This is a genomic window from Streptomyces sp. NPDC000941, assembly GCF_053599555.1.
In genome coordinates this window covers 1-15,508 of the sequence record NZ_JBSFMM010000016.1, presented here as the reverse complement: position 1 = coordinate 15,508, position 15,508 = coordinate 1, and the positions used below count along the sequence as shown (strand labels likewise).

At 68.8% G+C, this 15,508-nt stretch carries 14 protein-coding genes and 1 pseudogene; 4 read left to right on the top strand and 11 right to left on the bottom strand.

The window, feature by feature from the left end; genetic code table 11:
- Positions 1 to 13 precede the first annotated feature (13 nt).
- From ACWDSL_RS08330 to ACWDSL_RS08290, 9 genes are all read right to left on the bottom strand, one after another.
- Complete coding sequence (locus ACWDSL_RS08330; protein WP_450482974.1) at positions 14 to 334, bottom strand: hypothetical protein; 321 nt, start codon at positions 332 to 334, stop codon at positions 14 to 16.
- A gap of 1 nt (position 335) precedes the next feature.
- The gene (locus ACWDSL_RS08325) at positions 336 to 662 is read right to left on the bottom strand and encodes a hypothetical protein (protein ID WP_450482972.1); all 327 of its coding nucleotides are present in this window, start codon (positions 660 to 662) and stop codon (positions 336 to 338) included.
- Between the two features lie 41 nt (positions 663 to 703).
- Positions 704 to 1,567 (bottom strand): DUF3592 domain-containing protein, encoded by an 864-nt coding sequence (locus tag ACWDSL_RS08320; protein WP_450482970.1) that lies wholly within the window; start codon positions 1,565 to 1,567, stop codon positions 704 to 706.
- 67 nt (positions 1,568 to 1,634) lie between these two features.
- Positions 1,635 to 2,729, bottom strand: a complete 1,095-nt coding sequence (locus tag ACWDSL_RS08315) for a hypothetical protein (RefSeq protein WP_450482968.1) — start codon at positions 2,727 to 2,729, stop codon at positions 1,635 to 1,637.
- A gap of 145 nt (positions 2,730 to 2,874) precedes the next feature.
- The gene (locus tag ACWDSL_RS08310; protein ID WP_450482966.1) at positions 2,875 to 3,717 is read right to left on the bottom strand and encodes a carbohydrate ABC transporter permease; all 843 of its coding nucleotides are present in this window, start codon (positions 3,715 to 3,717) and stop codon (positions 2,875 to 2,877) included.
- Positions 3,707 to 4,672, bottom strand: a complete 966-nt coding sequence (locus ACWDSL_RS08305; protein WP_450482964.1) for a carbohydrate ABC transporter permease — start codon at positions 4,670 to 4,672, stop codon at positions 3,707 to 3,709. Before ACWDSL_RS08305 ends, ACWDSL_RS08310 begins: the two co-directional genes overlap by 11 nt.
- 2 nt (positions 4,673 to 4,674) lie before the next feature.
- Positions 4,675 to 5,946, bottom strand: a complete 1,272-nt coding sequence (locus ACWDSL_RS08300; protein ID WP_450482962.1) for an ABC transporter substrate-binding protein — start codon at positions 5,944 to 5,946, stop codon at positions 4,675 to 4,677.
- A 49-nt stretch (positions 5,947 to 5,995) separates the two neighbouring features.
- Positions 5,996 to 7,594, bottom strand: coding sequence for an FAD-dependent oxidoreductase (locus ACWDSL_RS08295; RefSeq protein WP_450482960.1), 1,599 nt, complete (start codon positions 7,592 to 7,594; stop codon positions 5,996 to 5,998).
- The gene (locus ACWDSL_RS08290; protein WP_450482958.1) at positions 7,591 to 8,640 is read right to left on the bottom strand and encodes a LacI family DNA-binding transcriptional regulator; all 1,050 of its coding nucleotides are present in this window, start codon (positions 8,638 to 8,640) and stop codon (positions 7,591 to 7,593) included. The genes ACWDSL_RS08295 and ACWDSL_RS08290 overlap by 4 nt, the downstream gene beginning before the upstream one ends.
- A 176-nt stretch (positions 8,641 to 8,816) precedes the next feature.
- Between ACWDSL_RS08290 and ACWDSL_RS08285 the strand changes: the two genes are divergently transcribed.
- A complete protein-coding gene (locus ACWDSL_RS08285) occupies positions 8,817 to 11,156 on the top strand; it encodes a hypothetical protein (protein WP_450482956.1) in 2,340 nt (779 codons plus the stop codon).
- Positions 11,157 to 11,209: 53 nt separating this feature from the next.
- Complete coding sequence (locus tag ACWDSL_RS08280; protein ID WP_450482954.1) at positions 11,210 to 12,853, top strand: glycoside hydrolase family 13 protein; 1,644 nt, start codon at positions 11,210 to 11,212, stop codon at positions 12,851 to 12,853.
- A gap of 23 nt (positions 12,854 to 12,876) precedes the next feature.
- Here ACWDSL_RS08280 and ACWDSL_RS08275 read toward each other — a convergent pair.
- A pseudogene (locus ACWDSL_RS08275) lies at positions 12,877 to 13,192 on the bottom strand (IS110 family transposase); the annotation flags it as partial.
- Between the two features lie 760 nt (positions 13,193 to 13,952).
- Between ACWDSL_RS08275 and ACWDSL_RS08270 the strand changes: the two are divergent.
- Complete coding sequence (locus ACWDSL_RS08270; RefSeq protein WP_450482952.1) at positions 13,953 to 14,561, top strand: hypothetical protein; 609 nt, start codon at positions 13,953 to 13,955, stop codon at positions 14,559 to 14,561.
- A gap of 230 nt (positions 14,562 to 14,791) precedes the next feature.
- On the opposite strand, the gene ACWDSL_RS08265 is transcribed toward ACWDSL_RS08270, so the two are convergent.
- Positions 14,792 to 14,917 carry a hypothetical protein gene (locus tag ACWDSL_RS08265; protein WP_450482950.1) on the bottom strand — a complete coding sequence of 42 codons (126 nt, stop codon included), beginning with the start codon at positions 14,915 to 14,917 and terminating at the stop codon, positions 14,792 to 14,794.
- 356 nt (positions 14,918 to 15,273) lie between these two features.
- Here ACWDSL_RS08265 and ACWDSL_RS08260 point away from each other — a divergent pair.
- Positions 15,274 to 15,508: hypothetical protein (locus tag ACWDSL_RS08260; protein WP_450482948.1), on the top strand; the 235-nt coding region annotated here is incomplete at its 3' end.

The following is a 15,508-nucleotide window of genomic DNA, read 5'->3' as shown; positions in this document are numbered from 1 at the left end:
ACCGGCCTCGGAGCTACGACACGATCGGGCGGTCGGACACTTGGGCGAGCCTGGTGAAGTAGGTGCGGTAGAGGGGCTCGTCGACGGTCGGGATCTCGATGGTCGCGAGCAGGTGCCCGGGCTGGGCCTTGGGCGCGTAGAGCGGTTCGTCGAGGTGCGCGATGTTGCCGAAGTGCAGCCGGGTCACGCCGCTCTTGCGGGCCTCGCTGCGGACCTTGAGCCAGCTCAACGGAGCCCGGTAGGAGCCGATGGTGCGGTTGCGCCGGAACACCTCGAAGATGCCGTGATCGACCCGCAGATGCACATCGCCGTGCTCGAAGACCAGTGGTTCCATGTCAGATCACCGGCCGGTCGGCGAGAGCGGCCACTTCGGTGAAGTACGCGCGGAACAACGGCTCGTCACTGCGGGGAACCCGGACCGCCTCGGTGGAGCGGTACCCGAAGGAGGCCAGGTGGGTGCCGTAGAGGGCGGCGTGCGGATCGCGTACGCCGCCGAAGATCAGCTCGCCGGGCTTGCCCGGCTTCCTGTAGTGCACCAGTACCCCGAGCCAGGGCAGTGGGATCCGTAGCGTGGTCTCCAGGTTGTGCGGCCGGAACAGTTCGAACACCCCCCGGTCCACGCGCACATGCAGGTTCTCGTAGTCGAACGTGAGGGGATCCATGCGGAAAGAGTCCTCCGGTGCGTACCATCGCTCGTCGGGTGTCACAGCAGCGCCGCCCCGACGACGGCCGCCGCCACTCCGAGGAGCAGCGCCACGGTGCCGCAGGTGATGTCGAGCGCGCGGGAACGGTCTTCGGACGCGAGGTCCGGGGTGAAGACGGCGGGGTCGTCGGGGTCGTAGTGGATCGTGATGTTGCGGCCGTGGGAGTCGGTGGGGTCGGGCAGTCGGTCGGTGCAGTAGGTGGTGACGGACGTGCCCTCGTGGGTGGTGAAGGCGATGACCGGCGTGTGGCTGGTGTAGGTGCCGCCCTCGCTGTCGGTGCTGGTGTCCGTGAGTACGGCGATGACTCGGCCCGGAACGGGCGGTTGGGAGGACAGCGCGTCGATACGGCGGCGTACGGCGCGTGCGCTCTGGGGCATGTACCACACGCCGGACAGGGTCCAGGGCGCGCCGAAGCCGATCAGGGCCCATGGCCAGCTCCAGTCGATCGCGGCGAAGACCACCAGTCCGACGTAGATCAGGAAGAGCGCGAAGTTGGGCCACCCGAGGCCGCGTCGGCCTGCTCCGAGGTCGCCGGTAAAGAACTGGTAGGCGTGCGGTCTTCCGCGCGGGTAGCGGACCCCGATCTCCCGGCCCGTCCAGGCCGCCGTGATTCTCTCTCCGTGGTCGCGGTCGTTCGTCACGGTGAACTCCTCACCGCTGGAGGGGTCCTGGAAGGAGACGACCACGGGTATCCCGTCGTGCTGCGAGCTTCCGTGCCTGGGTTGGCGGACCTGCTCGATCCGCCCCAGGACCCGGACCGCCCGCTGGGCCGCGGTCACTCCGGCCAGCGACCGGGCGTAGCCGACCAGTGCGACGGTGCCGAACACCGCGCACCACAGCGCCAGATATCCCTGCAGGCCCATGCAGTCTCCCTTTCGTCCTCTTCGTCGGTGAGATGCGGCCAGTGAGACGCGGCCGGCGCGGCGTCCGTCAGTGCGCCGGGGTGCGCCGCACCACCTTGCCGTCCCTGTCCGCCTCCAGCGAGGCCGCTCCCTCGGTCCCCGTCACACTGACCCTGATGGTGAGGGAGCCGGTGAGGCGTTCGACGGTGAGCTGCCAGGTCTGCGGCGAACCGACGCCCAGGCCCGTCCGTGCCTTCTCGACGAGGGCGGGGAAGCGGCCGTAGGGCAGGGAGTCCGGGTCGAACGTCCGGGCCTGCGAGCCGGTGGGCGCGTACACGATCGACAGCAGCCGGTCCTGTACGACGACGGTGAGCGCCGCGTGCGCGTCCGTGCCCTTGGCGAGCGAGGCGACGGCCTTGCGCAGCTCGCCCTTGTCGAGGAACGACTGGTGCGGGCCGAGGGTGACCGTGCCGGAGGCCGACGACACCACCGTGGTCGACGAAGAGGAGGTCGACGGCTGGGTGGCGGACGGCGGCTGTGCGGAGGCGTCCTCGTCGAACAGGTCGGCGCGGAACAACAGGACCACACCGGCCGCGGCGAGCAGCAGGGCGAGCAGTGTGACGATGCCGACGGCACAGCCCTCTGGGGGCTCGCTCACCAGGGCCGGCCCCGGCGCCGAGTCCAGGAGGGCACCGGCCGCCCGCTCCTCCCACTCAGGCGTCGGCCGCTTCACGATCCTCACCCGCCACGGCCTCTCCGGCGGGTACTGGACCACCACGACGCCGCCCGGCCGGTAGTCGGGCAGGTCCGCGAGGTTGATGTCCTGCGTGAACGCGACGCGGTATGCCGGTGCGCCGTCCGGCGCGACCGTCGACACGAACCGCACCGCCACGTCGCTGGTCGGCTCGCCCCCGACGGCTTCCACGCTTTCGACCATCGCGAGCGCCGTACGGGGCGCGATCGCCGCCTCCCGGGCCCGCCTCGGCACACCGGCCAGGAAGTAGAGCAGGCCGTAGACCACGGGAAGACCCAGTCCGGTGGCGAACAGCGGCCACTTCTCGATGATGCCGCCGACGACGAGAGCGGCCAGCGACGCCCCGATCACACCACCTGTCAGGACCCCTCGGGCGAGGACGAGGGGTGTGTTCCGCGCGGGGGGCGCGGCGCCGGTGGTGATCGTCATATGGGTGCTTGTGTCGGGGTCGGGTGACGGCCGGTGGATCTCCAAGTGTCTGCCTCCGGGGCTGCTGGGAACGACCCCACGCGGGGAGTGGGCGGGCCCGGCGCCGGTGTCCGGGCCCGGTGCGCCGGCAGGGGCCGTTCCGGCCTCATTTGAGGCCCGAGTGGGCCAGGCCCTCGACGAACTGGCGCTGGGCGATGACGAAGACGACCAGGGCCGGCAGGACGGTCATGGTGGCGGCTGCCAGTTGGGTGTTCCACATCTCGGCCCCGTAGGAGTCGGTGAACCGGGTGAGGGCCTGCGGCAGCGTGAACAGCTCCGGCGAGGTGAGGTAGACGGTGGGTTCCAGGTAGAGGTTCCACGAGGTGAGGAAGGTCAGGATCGCGACCGCGGACAACGCCGGCTTGGCCAGCGGCAGGAAGATGCGCCACCAGAGCGCGGGGCGGCCGAGGCCGTCCAGCCGGCCCGCCTCCTCGAGTTCGGCCGGAAGGGCGATGAAGAACTGCCGCATGATGAAGGTGGCCAGGACGCACGGTCCGGCCAGCGCGGTGACCAGGATCAGCGGCCAGTGCGTGTTGATCACCCCGGCTCGTTTGAACATCTGGAACAAGGGCACGATCGTCACCTCGCTGGGCACCAGGAGGCCGACCAGCACCACCAGGAAGAGGGCGTTCGCGCCGGGGAAGCGGATCCGGGCGAACGCGTACCCGGCGAGGCTGGAGACCAGCAGGGTGATCAGGGTGACCAGGACGGCGATGTAGACGCTGTTCACGTACTGCCGGGCGAACGGCTGGAAGCTGAACGCCTCGGTGTACGCGGACAGCGTGGGGTCGGCGGTCCACAGTGACGGCGGGGCTTTGAAGATCTCGGGCAGCGGCTTCACCGAGGCCGCGACCATCCAGACGGTCGGCACCACGAACGGGATCGCCAGGACGCCGAGCGCCGTCACCAGGAACGCCCGCCGCAGGACGGAACGCGACTTACTCCTCATGGAACACCCACTTACGGCGCAACTGCCACTGCACCAGCGTCAGCAGCATGACGAAGGACAGCAGCATCAGGGCCAGCGTCGAGCCGTAACCGATGTGGTTGAACTCGAAGGCCTGCTGGAAGACGTAGTAGACGAGCACGGTGGTGCTCAACTCCGGGCCGCCGCTGGTCAGTACGGCGATCTGCGCGAACGACTGCAAGGCTCCGACGACGGTGATGATCGCGGTCAGCAGCACCGTGGGGGAGATGAGTGGCAGGGTGATCCGGGTGAAGGTCACCCTGCTCCCCGCGCCGTCGAGCCGGGCGGCTTCGTACAGCTGCGTCGGCACGCCCTGCAAGGCGGCCAGGAAGAGCACCATGTTGACGCCGACGCTGCGGACCACCTGTGTGACGATCACCGACAGCATCGCGGTGTCGCCGCGCTGGAGCCAGTTCGGCCCGTCGATGCCGACCGCGCCGAGAACCCCGTTGATACCGCCGTTGTCCTGGAGCAGGAATCCCCAGACCAGAGTCCACGCCACCACGGAGACGACGACCGGGGAGAAGAACACGGTGCGGAAGAACGTCGAGCCGCGGAACCGCCGGTTGAGGAGTACGGCGAGCAGCAGGCCCAGGCTGATGTTCAGCACCACGACCCCGCCGCAGAAGACGGCGGTCGCCCCCAGCACCGAAGGTAGTTGCGGGTCGTCGGCCAGGGCGGCGTAGTTGTCGATCCCGACGAAGGTCTGCTCGCCGGAGAAGACGTTCCAGTCGTTCAGGCTGTACCAGACCGCCAGCCCGACCGGGATCAGCACGAACAGCACGACCCCGACGAGCTGCGGCGCGATGAACAGATAGCCCGCGAGTACATCTCGGCGCCGGGTCGTCCAGAACGGTGGTCCGGAGGTGTCCCGGGGCCTTGTCGCCGCGGGGGAGGCGTCCGGTGCCCTCGTGCGGGTCTTCGTGAGGCCGGCCATGATCACTTGGCCAGGATCGGTTCGATCGCGGAGCAGACCGACTTCAGCACGGCGGGGATGTCCGCGTCGGCCCTCCACATCGCGTCCAGCGCGGTCTTGCCCTTCTGGGCGATCTCGGCCGGATTGGTGTGGTTGGGCAGGGTGACGGCGTTCGGTAGCTGGTCGACCACGGCTTCCTGAAGCTGCGCGGAGGTCAGCACCTTGTTGTCGGCGGCGAGCTTCTCACCGGTGAGCATCGACTTGCGCGGCGGAGGGAAGAACTGCGCCAGCTTCGCGGAGTTCGCCGGATTCGTCAGATAGGCGAGGAAGTCGGTGGCCTGGGTCTTGTGCTTCCCCGCGGCGAGGACGCCCACCCCGGCCTGGCCGATGACGGAGTACTCGCCGGCCGGACCCGCCGGCAGCGGGTACAGCGCGTACTTGAACTTGTCGGTGAGCAGCGAGGCGCGGGAGACCTGGGCCACGGTGAAGGCGGAGTCACCGGCGAAGAAGTCGGCCGTCGTGCCGGGGCCGGGCATGGCCTTGGTCTTGAACGCGGCGTCATGCAGGAAGGTGAACGCCTTCTGCATCTCGGGGCTGGTGAAGGTGCAGGTCTTGCCGTCCGGGCTCCAGGCGGATGCGCCGAAGCCGGTCCACACCGTGGCCAGTATGTTCCACGACTTGTAGTCGAAGTCCCGGACGACGAAACCGGCCTTGCCGGTGTCCGCGTGGACGGCTGCGCCGGCGGCGGCGACCTGGTCCCAGGTCAGGTTCTTCGGGTCGATCTTCTGGCCGGCCTTCGCCAGCAGGTCGGTGTTCACGTACAGCGCGTACGGCGAGGTGGAGAACGGGTAGGCGTACAGCGTGCCGTCCCGGCTGAACTCCTTGGTCGCGCTGGCCTCCAGGTCGTCGTACCGCCAGCCGTCGGTCGCCTTCAGTTTGTCGGTCAGACCGACCAGCGCGCCGGAGGCCATCAGGTCCCTCGACAGGTCGCCCATCCAGGCCAGGTCGGGAGCGTTGCCACCGGCGATCTGGGTGGTGAGGGTGGTGTTGTAGTCCTCGAAGGGCAGGCTCTCGAAGGTGATCGAGGAGATCTCGGGGTGCTTGGCACGGTAGGCGTCGGCGATCGAGTCGAACAGCTTGAGCTGGTCCTGATTCGAGGTCCAGACCGTCATCCGCAGCTTGACGTCCTTGGCGTTCTTCCCGCCGGCCCCGTCGGTGGATGCACCGCAGGCGGCTGTCAGTGTCAGCGCGGTCGTCAGCGCGAGGGCGCCGAACACCTTTCTTGCTCTGTTCATGGTGTGCGTCTTTCGTGGTCTCGGCGCGTGCCGCGCCTTCGGGTTGGGGCTAGTAGCCGGCGATCTGCGGCCAGTGGAGTTCGATCCCGGCCCCGGTCAACCTGTCCTGGAGCCGGTCGACGAGGCGATCGTCGGTCGCGATCTGTCCGGGGCTCAGGCCGAGTTCGAGGCAGTACGCGACCAGCTCCCCGGCCGATTCACCGACGTTCCACTCGACCGGATGCAGCCGGTAGGCGCCGTTGGTGATGTGGGTGGTGCCGATGTTCTTGGCGGCCGGAACCAGGTTCTGGGTGGCCACCGGGACCAGCGCGCCGAGCGGTATCTCGAACGGCGCGCACTCGACGTCGATGTAGTTGTCGCCGCCGGTGGAGGGATGCAGATCGATCCGGTACATCCCCACCCCGATCGAGCCGTCGAAGCGGGCCGGTCCGGCGTCCCCGCGGGCCTTGACCGAGATGTCCTGCTCGCGCACGGTGGTGAGCGCCCTGATCCGCCGGGACTCGCGGATGTACGGCGCCTGCGCGAACCCGTCGGCGGTGCCGACCAGGTCGCCGCGCAGCCGCAGTCCGGGCCAGCCGCGGCCACCGTCCGGGCGAGGCGCCTCGGTCTGCAGCCAGTACACGTAGGCACGGGACTGTGCCTTTGCCGCGTCCAGGTGGAGCTGCCGGTCGTCGGTGTCGATGATCGAGCCGCCCACATAGTCCATTTGCGGCCAGTTGGCCAGCACGATGTCGCTGTCGTAGAAGCCGTCGGCGAAGTTCTGCCGGGCGGCGATCCGCCGGAACTGCCACAGATCCTGGTCGCCGGCGTCGAAGCGAGGGTCCCCGGTGGCATCGCCGACCGGGTTGACGTTCATGGTCCGGTCCTCCGGCACCAGGGTCCGGGGGTTCGGCGCGGTGAAGGAGAGCATCGGCGCGCCCCAGAAGGGCAGTTCGAGGGAGCGCCAGACGTCGTAGTCGTCCGGCCGGGCGATGGTGTGGTCGCCCGCGACGTGATCGAAGACGAAGCACCACGCGATCGACTGCACGTTGCCCGGATCGGCGACCTCGGGAGCGCTCGGCTCCCCGGTGTCGGACCGTCCCTCGGTCCCGACGACGTACTCGGTCCCGGTCAGCGGCAGCAGATCGCCGGTCTCGGTCCCGTCCAGGACGTACTCGGCGGTGATCACGGTCTCGGCCCCGGTCCGCGGGTCCGCGACAGTGACGGTACGGACCACCGCGTCGCGCACCTCGGCCGCGACGGGCACCGCGGGTTGCAGGACGGTGAGCCGCCCGGTCGACCGGTACGGTGCCAGCAGGCCGGTGAGCACCGCGTCGGCCACCCGCGGTTCGTGACACAGCCTGCTCACCCGTCCACGGCCCGGATTGAGTTCCCGGTCGGCGCGCGCGGCGGCCGTCAGCGGGTAGTGATCGCGGTAGTAGCGGCGGATGTCCTCGCGCAACGCGCGGTAGCGCGCGGTGACGCCGAACTGCTCCACCCAGATGTGCTCGTCGGGCGGAACGGCCTGCGAGGTGAGCTGCCCGCCGAGCCAGGCGTACTCCTCGGTCATCACCACCCGGCGGCCACGTTGCAGAAGCGCCAGCGCCGCGGCGACGGAGCCGAGCCCGCCGCCGATGATCGCCACCTCGGCCGTGATCCTGCCGGTCATGACGGCGACTCCGTTCGCGCGACGATCGTGTCCCCCGGCTCGACCTCGGCGACCAGCAGCCGCTCACGTTCCAGACCGGCCCACTCCTGCGGGGCCGTGCTGATCAGGAGCTGGAGGAGATCGAGCGCCTCGGCCGCCAGCTGTTGCCTGGGGACGTGGAAGCCGGCCAGCGTCCGGCCCTCCACTCGATGGCCGCGCACCTCTCCGAGGGCAGCGAGCGAGACCTCGTCCGGTACGGCGACCCCGGCACCGAACAGCGCGTGCGCGACATCCTCAGCCAGGAACGCGTCCTCCGCGATGATCAAGGTCGCGCCGGTCGCCCGCGCCAGTCGGGGCAGGTCGGCGATCCTCTCCTCACCGACCAGCAGGAAAGCCAGCCTGCCCGCCGCAGAGGCGCCCTCGACGGCATCGCGCCGGTCCCGTGCGGTCGGCGTGTCACGGCCGCGGTGGACATACAGCGCCTGCTGGTGCCCGCCGGCCGCCGCCTGATCGATCAGCACCGAGGTCGGAGTGGTGTAGTCGATCGCCACGTACGGCACCGCGGTGGCGGTCTCGTCCCGGCGGCCGATCGCGACGAACGGGAACTGCTCGGCGACCAGCCGCTCCAGCTCGGACGCGACCATCTGCTGACCGAGCAGCACGCAGCCGTCGGTCAGCCGCAGCCGGGTCTTGCGGTGGAAGAGGCTGCGCGTGCCGTTCTCCACCGGTGAGGAGGTGAAGAACAGCAGGTCCCAGCCGATCCGCTCGGCGGCTCGCTCGATCCCGTTCAGCAGCGGACCGTAGAAGTCCATGCTCTCGGGGGACAACGCGGCCTCGTACGTGAAGACGCCGATGATCTGGTTGTCCAGACCGGCGAGCCGGCGGGCGGCGGGGTCCGCTACGTAGGAGAGCTGCTCGATGGCCCGCTTGACCCGCGCCCGGGTGGCCTCGGGGACCCGCACGTTCGAGCCGTCGCGGTCGTTCAGCACCACCGACACCGTGGTCTGACTGACGCCCGCCAGCTCCGCGATCTCGCGTTGCGTGACACGGCGAGGTCTCGACGACATCGCTCCTCCATCGTGATAATGCGTAACTTCATCTGCTGGCGATGACCGTAACGCACGCAGGATCGCCAAGACAAGCATCTGTTGACACCAAGGTAGCGGCCTGGAAACGTGTCGTTCGCGAAGTTGAAGATAGGCATTATCGGCGTGCGCCGCCCAGCGCCGGACAGGAGCAGACGATGACCTCCGAAGCCTTCTCCCGACCCACCCTCAACCGCCGGGGCTTCCTCGGCGCGGCCCTCGCCGCCGGCGTCGTACTCGTCGCCGAGTCGGCCCCGGTCACCGCGCACGCCGCGGCCGGCGACGTCACCCTGGCCGCCGGTGGCATCAGCCTGCTGGCCAGTGCGGGCGGCAGGCTCGCCATCCGTGACGCCGGTGGCGTCACCCGGTCGGCCGGGTCGAAGTTCCAGGTCAAGGACAGTGTCACCGGCATCCACGTGTCCACCGGCGGCACCCCGACGCTGAGCGCGCTCCCGGACGGGACGCCGGCGATCCGGATGGACTACACCTTCGACGCCGCCGCCGGATCGACCGCCGTCAGCGGCTGGTTCAGCGTCAGCACCTCCCATGCCGTGCTGGAGTGGCGCGTCACCGGGGCGGACACGCTGGTCCCGGACGGCTTCCTGTTCAGCCGGGCGATCCAGGCGCCGACGGTGCCCGACGACTACATTCCGATCACCGAATGGGTCCGCGACACGGGCGGCGGCATCCCCTACGAGACCACCCTCGGCGTCGCCCACACCTCCACCTGGTCAACCGCGCTGCACGGCCTGTTCCTGCTGGACCGGTCCCGCCAGGCATGGACGAACGCGACCTGGGTGCACGCTCCGGGTGTGGCCGACGCGGCCGGCGGCTGGACCAGCCGGGCCGACTTCTTCTTCTCCGAGACCAGACCGTCCGCCACCGCCACCATCGGCCGGGGCCGTGAACTCGGACTCGAACTCACCACGAACCGCGACTTCAATCTGTACGAGTCGGCCGGTGAACAGATGGAACTCACCGCCCTGGTGGCCAACGGCGGCACGGCCAAGACGGCCGAGCTGGAACTGTGGGTGCGCGGCTTCGACGGTGACCTGCTGGCCACCACGACCACGACCGGCAGCGTCGCCGCGGCCGCCACCTGGCAGCACACCTTCACCCTGGCCGCACCGGCCGGCGGGATCGCACTGGCCGAAGTGGTCGTCAGATCCGGCGACGACGAGGCGTTCGCCCGGACCAATCTCGCGGTCCTGCCGTCCTACGACTACCAGGCCGGCCCGGACAGCATGTTCGCCGTCGCCAACTATCCGTGGCTGCAGCGGCCGAGCGCCGACGCCGTACTGGACCTGTGGCAGAAGGTCGGCATCAGCCTGGTCCGGATCTCCTACGACGGCGGACCCGGGTTGCCGCCCGCCGCCTTCGACGCCCGCGGCATGCGCCACAACATCGAACTCCAGCCGTCCCTGGACGTCACCGACACCGAGGCGGCCACCTGGGCCGCGGACAAACTGGCGGTGGCGGTCGGTGCCGGCGCCGGTTACTTCGAGGTCGGCAACGAGCTGAACAGACCCTTCAACACCGGGGACGCCGCGCAGGCATACCTGGACAAGGCACTACGGCCGGTCTTCGACCGGCGAGCAGCCACCGGTGACACCGTCAAGCTGATGAACAACGGACTGGCCGGCATGGACAAGCCATGGGTGGAGAACTTCATCGCCGCCGGCGGCTGGGACCTGATCGACGCCTTCGCCTACCACCCGGGACGCGGCAACTTCACCCCGGACTACATACCGCCGGGCGACGACTGGACCACCGGCGGCGACGGCACCTACTGGAACTTCTACGGCGGCCTGCGCCGGCTGAAGGCGCTGATGGCCGAGCACGGCGAGAAGGAGATCTGGCTGACCGAGGCATACGCGCCGACCAAGCCCAACAGCTGGTGGCACGACACCTACCGGCATGCCGCGGAGAACGTGCTCCTCACCCTCGCACTGGCCAAGGCCGAGGAGATCCGGGGCGTGTGCTGGTACCAGTTCCACGACAGCGTGCTCGGCATGCCGCAGGTCGCCGACCCGGACAACGTCGAGTACCACTACGGCCTGATGAACCGCGACCTCAGCCCGAAGCCGTCGCTCCTGGCCTACGCGACCGCGGCCCGCACGCTCGACCAGGCCACCTTCCGGGGCTGGCTGACCTTCGCCGACCCGCAGACGTTCGGCCTGTGGTTCGACACACCCGACGGCCCCGCGGTCGTGCTGTGGAACCGGGCCGACGGCTTCCTGCTGAACACCGCCGGCCGGCGCACCGACTGGCACTTCCCCGCCCCCGAGGTGTGGACCGACCCCTGGCCGACCAAGACCCCGCTCGTGGTCGCCGCCACGACCGCCGTACGGCAGGTGGACGCGATCGGACAGGTCACCCAGATCCAGGTCATCAACGGCAGCACGACGCTGATACTCGACGGCGCGCCCCGGATCTACCACGGCCTCCTACCGCACACCGACAACGCAGGCCACCACAGACTGCCGACGCCCGCCTGAGACACACCGACAGGTCCGAGTCCGACATGAAACGACCAAGGAGCGACAACACCATGCCCGCCACCACCGCCACCACTCCCTGGTGGCGCGACGCCGTCATCTACCAGGTCTACATCCGCAGCTTCGCGGACGGCGACGGCGACGGCATCGGCGACATCGCGGGCATCCGCTCCCGGCTGCCCTACCTCAAGTCCCTCGGCGTGGACGCCCTCTGGATCAACCCGTGGTACAAGTCGCCGATGTCCGACCACGGTTACGACGTGGCCGACTACCGCGAGATCGACCCGCTGTTCGGGACGGTTGCCGAGGCGGAGCGACTCATCGCGGAGGCGCACGCGCACGGGATCCGCATCATCCCGGACATCGTCCCCAACCACACCTCCGACCAACACGCCTGGTTCCAGGACGCGCTGGCGGCAGACCCCGGCAGCCCCGAACGCGCGCGCTACATCTTCCGCCCCGGCCGCGGCCCCGAGGGCGCCTTGCCGCCCAACGACTGGGGCTCCCGCTTCGGCGGCCCGGCCTGGACCCGCGTACCCGACGGCGAGTGGTACCTCCACCTCTTCACCCCCCAGCAGCCGGACCTCAACTGGCAACACCCGGATGTCCACGCCGAGTTCGAGTCTGTCCTGCGCTTCTGGTTCGACCGCGGAGTGGACGGCTTCCGCATCGACGTGGCCCACGGCCTCGTCAAGGACCCCGAACTGCCGCACCTGGCCGACCGCGACGGCGGCGTGCACCCCTTCTGGGACCGCGACGAGGTCCACGACATCTACCGCGCCTGGCGCAAAGTGGCCGACGAGTACCCCGGCGACCGCTCCTTCGTCGCCGAGGCTTGGACGGACACCCCGGAACGGCTCGCCGCCTACGTCCGTGACGACGGCCTGCACACCGCCTTCAACTTCGACTTCCTCATGGCCGAGTGGGACGCGAAGGACCTGCGGGCCGTCATCGACACCACCCTCACGACACTCGGCACCGTCGGCGCCCCGGCCACCTGGGTCATGTCCAACCACGACGTCATGCGCCACGCCAGCCGCTACGGCCGCAGGGCCGCGAAGAAGTGGGTGGCCAACGAGTCCTACGTCCCCGCCGGCCCCGCAGACCTCGAACTGGGCACCCGGCGAGCCCGCGCAGCGGCCCTGCTCACTCTCGCCCTGCCAGGCGGAGCCTATGTCTACCAGGGCGAGGAACTGGGCCTGCCCGAGGTGGAGGACCTGCCCGAATCCGCGCTCCAGGACCCCGTCTGGGAACGCTCCGGCCACACCGACCGGGGCCGCGACGGCTGCCGCGTCCCGATCCCCTGGTCCGGACGGACCACACCGTACGGGTTCAGCCCCCGGTCACCCGCGGGCGCGGAAGAAGCCATCGCCGCGCCCTGGCTGCCACAGCCCGCCGACTGGGCGCCGCGCACCGTGGAAGCCCAGAGCGGCGACCCGGGCTCCATGCTGGAGCTCTACCGCGCCGCCCTCCGCCTGCGCCGCGAACACCCTGCCCTCGGCGACTCCACCCTGACGTGGCTGGACAACACCCCCGCCGGAGTTCTCGCCTTCCACCGCATGCCCGGCTTCGTGTGCGTGGTCAACCTCTCGACCGAGCCGTACCAGCTGCCCGAACACGCCTCGACCCTGCTGGCCAGTGGCCCCGTCGAAGACAACCGACTGGCCCCGGACCAGACGGCCTGGCTCAGCGTATAGCGAGCCACACCTCGAAATCCCCAGGGCCTGTCCCTTGGCGTCGGTCTTGCCCTCACCGCGATACGTGCCGGACGCGCGGTGGACGGCCAGGCCAGTGAGGTAAGCCATGGGCTGACCGTGGTTGAGCAGCAGACCGATCAACAGCGCAGCACCGCCGTGATTGACGTCCACCGCCCACAGCACGTCCTGGTTGATGTCCAGGACGTCGCGAATCAGCTCCAGCAGGGCCGCCTCGTCATTCAGGACTCGGCGGGACAGCAGCCGTTCGCCCCGCTCGTTGAGCACCACGCAGTGGTGATGCTCCTTGCCGATGTCCATCCCGGCCCAGATCTGGGGCACGGCCACCTCCGTCAGCTCGTCGTCAGTCCATCCCGCAGACGACCTCGCCGACGTGGTCCTACAGAGCGATCAAGTCGCGCATCCCAATTGGCGGTCGAGTCGTCGCGGGGCTCCGGGCGGCCATGTTCTCTGAGCCATCCGATCGGCTCCTCCATGACAGCCATACCTGGAGCCCCTGGGCCCACCGATCTTACGAATGACCAGCGGAAACCCACGCTTGATAGGTAGGACTCCATGATCGCGGGCGTCCGTGCCTGCTGTGTACCGAACCCCGCCCAACATGACGAGACGTCAGCAACCAGGCGTCAGCCGACTACGCCGAAGTCCTGACCGAAGAGGGCGTGGTAGTACGCGACTTCCGGTTCGCGCTCCATTCAGATGTTGCCGGTGGGGGTCTCCGTTGTTGCGTTGTCGGACCATCCGGTTGGTTTCCGCTGCGCTCTTCGAGATGCACGACGAATGGATCGCCTTACCGCGCCGCCACCTCCCCGAAGGCGATATGGGTGATATCTGCCGTAAACTCTCTTTTAGTTCCTCCGTGCTACCCAACGCACCGAAATGCAACCGCCAGTTGATCCCCACCAGCATGACGAGGGGCACTGCCTGGCGGATGCGTGTTCCCGGCCGAGTGGCACTCGCTTCGGTATCCTCCCGTGCAGGTCATCGGAGGCCATTTACTCAAAGATTACTGGGCAGTTGACCTCAGGGTTTCGTGGTAGCGTCCTTGTTCGGAGGGACAGTGCAACCTGAAAGGGAAATCGTGAACACGGAGAAGATCGCCGCTCGCCGCCTCTCGCTGGAAGAAGTGACGAAGCTCGGCGTGAAGGACAGGCTCTTCATTTCCGCCGACACGGCAGAACTCAAGCTTCCCGACTGCTATGTCCCTGCTTTTCTGACCAAGTCCGGTGGGGATTTCGAGGGCGGCTCGATCACGGCGAGAACCGTATTCCAGGAAGAGGTCTCCTGCCTTCCCGACGACGAGAATGAAGCCGGAATCTACTTGGCCGACGAGAATGGCTCGGTGACCATCGAGGTCCTCCAGTCCGCCGGTGTCGTGCTGGACCTGGCACTTTTCGTCCCTGGTGGAGACAAGGGGGCCCTCACGGCCCTTTACGCTGCGGCCCGGCAGGCCTTCGGCGCCGACGTCGTGCAGATCTGGCGCCAGGGCCTCAAGGAGGTTCCCGACGTGAAGGTCGACATCTTCGAGGAGCAGATTCCCCGGGGGCGCAAGGGGAGCGACAGCCCCAAGCGTGACCGTCGCGCGCTCGACACCTACCCCACCCGTGCGGACTTCATCGAGTTCTCCGCGGGGTGGAAGCCGGTCGTTGAGATTCACAGGCCGATTGTTGACGACACCCCGACCATCTGAGGCGGCGTTACCTCTCGGTCTCGGCCTGAGAGAACGCCGAGAACGCATGCGCCGGACCCGGCCGACCCCTGAGCGGTCCAGGGAGCCTTCGGAAAATAACTCACGAACGGCGAAGCGCCGTTCCACTCGATGACCTCGCGAGACAGCCCGCCTGACCAAGATCAAAGCCTGAAGTTATTCTGCGACAGCCCTCAGGGCTTCGGCGTAGTCGAGTGACGTCCACTTCGTGGTCAGGCGAGGCCGAGGAGCGTGAGGAGTCGGCGGGCGTCACGCACATTGCGGCGACGGCCGGAGGCGATGTTCTTCGCGCCGTTCAGTCGCAGGGCGCCGACCGCGAGGTTGCGCCAGGTCGCCATAGCGCGGGGTGCGCTGTCGGTCCGCCACCGCGCACGCGGTCAGGTCGAGGACGACGGCCAGCGCGTGCCGCACTCCTCGCAGCCGGATCATCTGCTATCAGCCCGAACGCCCAGCCCAGCCGCTCATCCCAGGCACGAGCGTCGTCCGCATCTGCACCTGTCTCTTCAGTCACGCAGGGGTCATCCCCCGGCACTGTCGGCTGGCTCCGCCCGACGGTGCGCGGAGACGCAGGCCACCGAGGCGCAATGAACATGAGACAGGAACCGCCCGCCCGCACTCCCTTCACCGCAAGTAGTCACGAAACGGACGCCCGCCGACTACGCCGAAGCCCTGCCCTTCAGGCCAGCCGCGGACCGTGGTCATCTTCTCCGAGTGGGACTGCCGCAAATGCAAGGGAGCGGACAACGCCCAGCACACGACACAGCAGGGTCACTGGGTAGACGGCCTTCTCCGCGGCGATGAACTGGTAGACCTCGCTCACCGGTCGCTGTCCTTGGCGAAGAAGGCCGCCCTAGGTTCAACCCGTCGGTGCAACGGTGCCCGCGAGTTTATCAGCGGGAGTGAAATAGCCGAGGGTCTTGCGGGGGCGG

Bases quoted from the DNA above. Each gene is read 5' to 3' on its own strand.
- ACWDSL_RS08285 (WP_450482956.1), top strand. From the start codon at position 8,817: ATGACCTCCGAAGCCTTCTCCCGACCCACCCTCAACCGCCGGGGCTTC.
- ACWDSL_RS08310 (WP_450482966.1), bottom strand. From the start codon at position 3,717: ATGAGGAGTAAGTCGCGTTCCGTCCTGCGGCGGGCGTTCCTGGTGACG.
- ACWDSL_RS08295 (WP_450482960.1), bottom strand. From the start codon at position 7,594: ATGACCGGCAGGATCACGGCCGAGGTGGCGATCATCGGCGGCGGGCTC.
- ACWDSL_RS08290 (WP_450482958.1), bottom strand. From the start codon at position 8,640: ATGTCGTCGAGACCTCGCCGTGTCACGCAACGCGAGATCGCGGAGCTG.
- ACWDSL_RS08305 (WP_450482964.1), bottom strand. From the start codon at position 4,672: ATGGCCGGCCTCACGAAGACCCGCACGAGGGCACCGGACGCCTCCCCC.
- ACWDSL_RS08280 (WP_450482954.1), top strand. From the start codon at position 11,210: ATGCCCGCCACCACCGCCACCACTCCCTGGTGGCGCGACGCCGTCATC.
- ACWDSL_RS08330 (WP_450482974.1), bottom strand. From the start codon at position 334: ATGGAACCACTGGTCTTCGAGCACGGCGATGTGCATCTGCGGGTCGAT.
- ACWDSL_RS08325 (WP_450482972.1), bottom strand. From the start codon at position 662: ATGGATCCCCTCACGTTCGACTACGAGAACCTGCATGTGCGCGTGGAC.
- ACWDSL_RS08265 (WP_450482950.1), bottom strand. From the start codon at position 14,917: ATGGCGACCTGGCGCAACCTCGCGGTCGGCGCCCTGCGACTGAACGGC.
- ACWDSL_RS08300 (WP_450482962.1), bottom strand. From the start codon at position 5,946: ATGAACAGAGCAAGAAAGGTGTTCGGCGCCCTCGCGCTGACGACCGCG.
- ACWDSL_RS08320 (WP_450482970.1), bottom strand. From the start codon at position 1,567: ATGGGCCTGCAGGGATATCTGGCGCTGTGGTGCGCGGTGTTCGGCACC.
- ACWDSL_RS08315 (WP_450482968.1), bottom strand. From the start codon at position 2,729: ATGACGATCACCACCGGCGCCGCGCCCCCCGCGCGGAACACACCCCTC.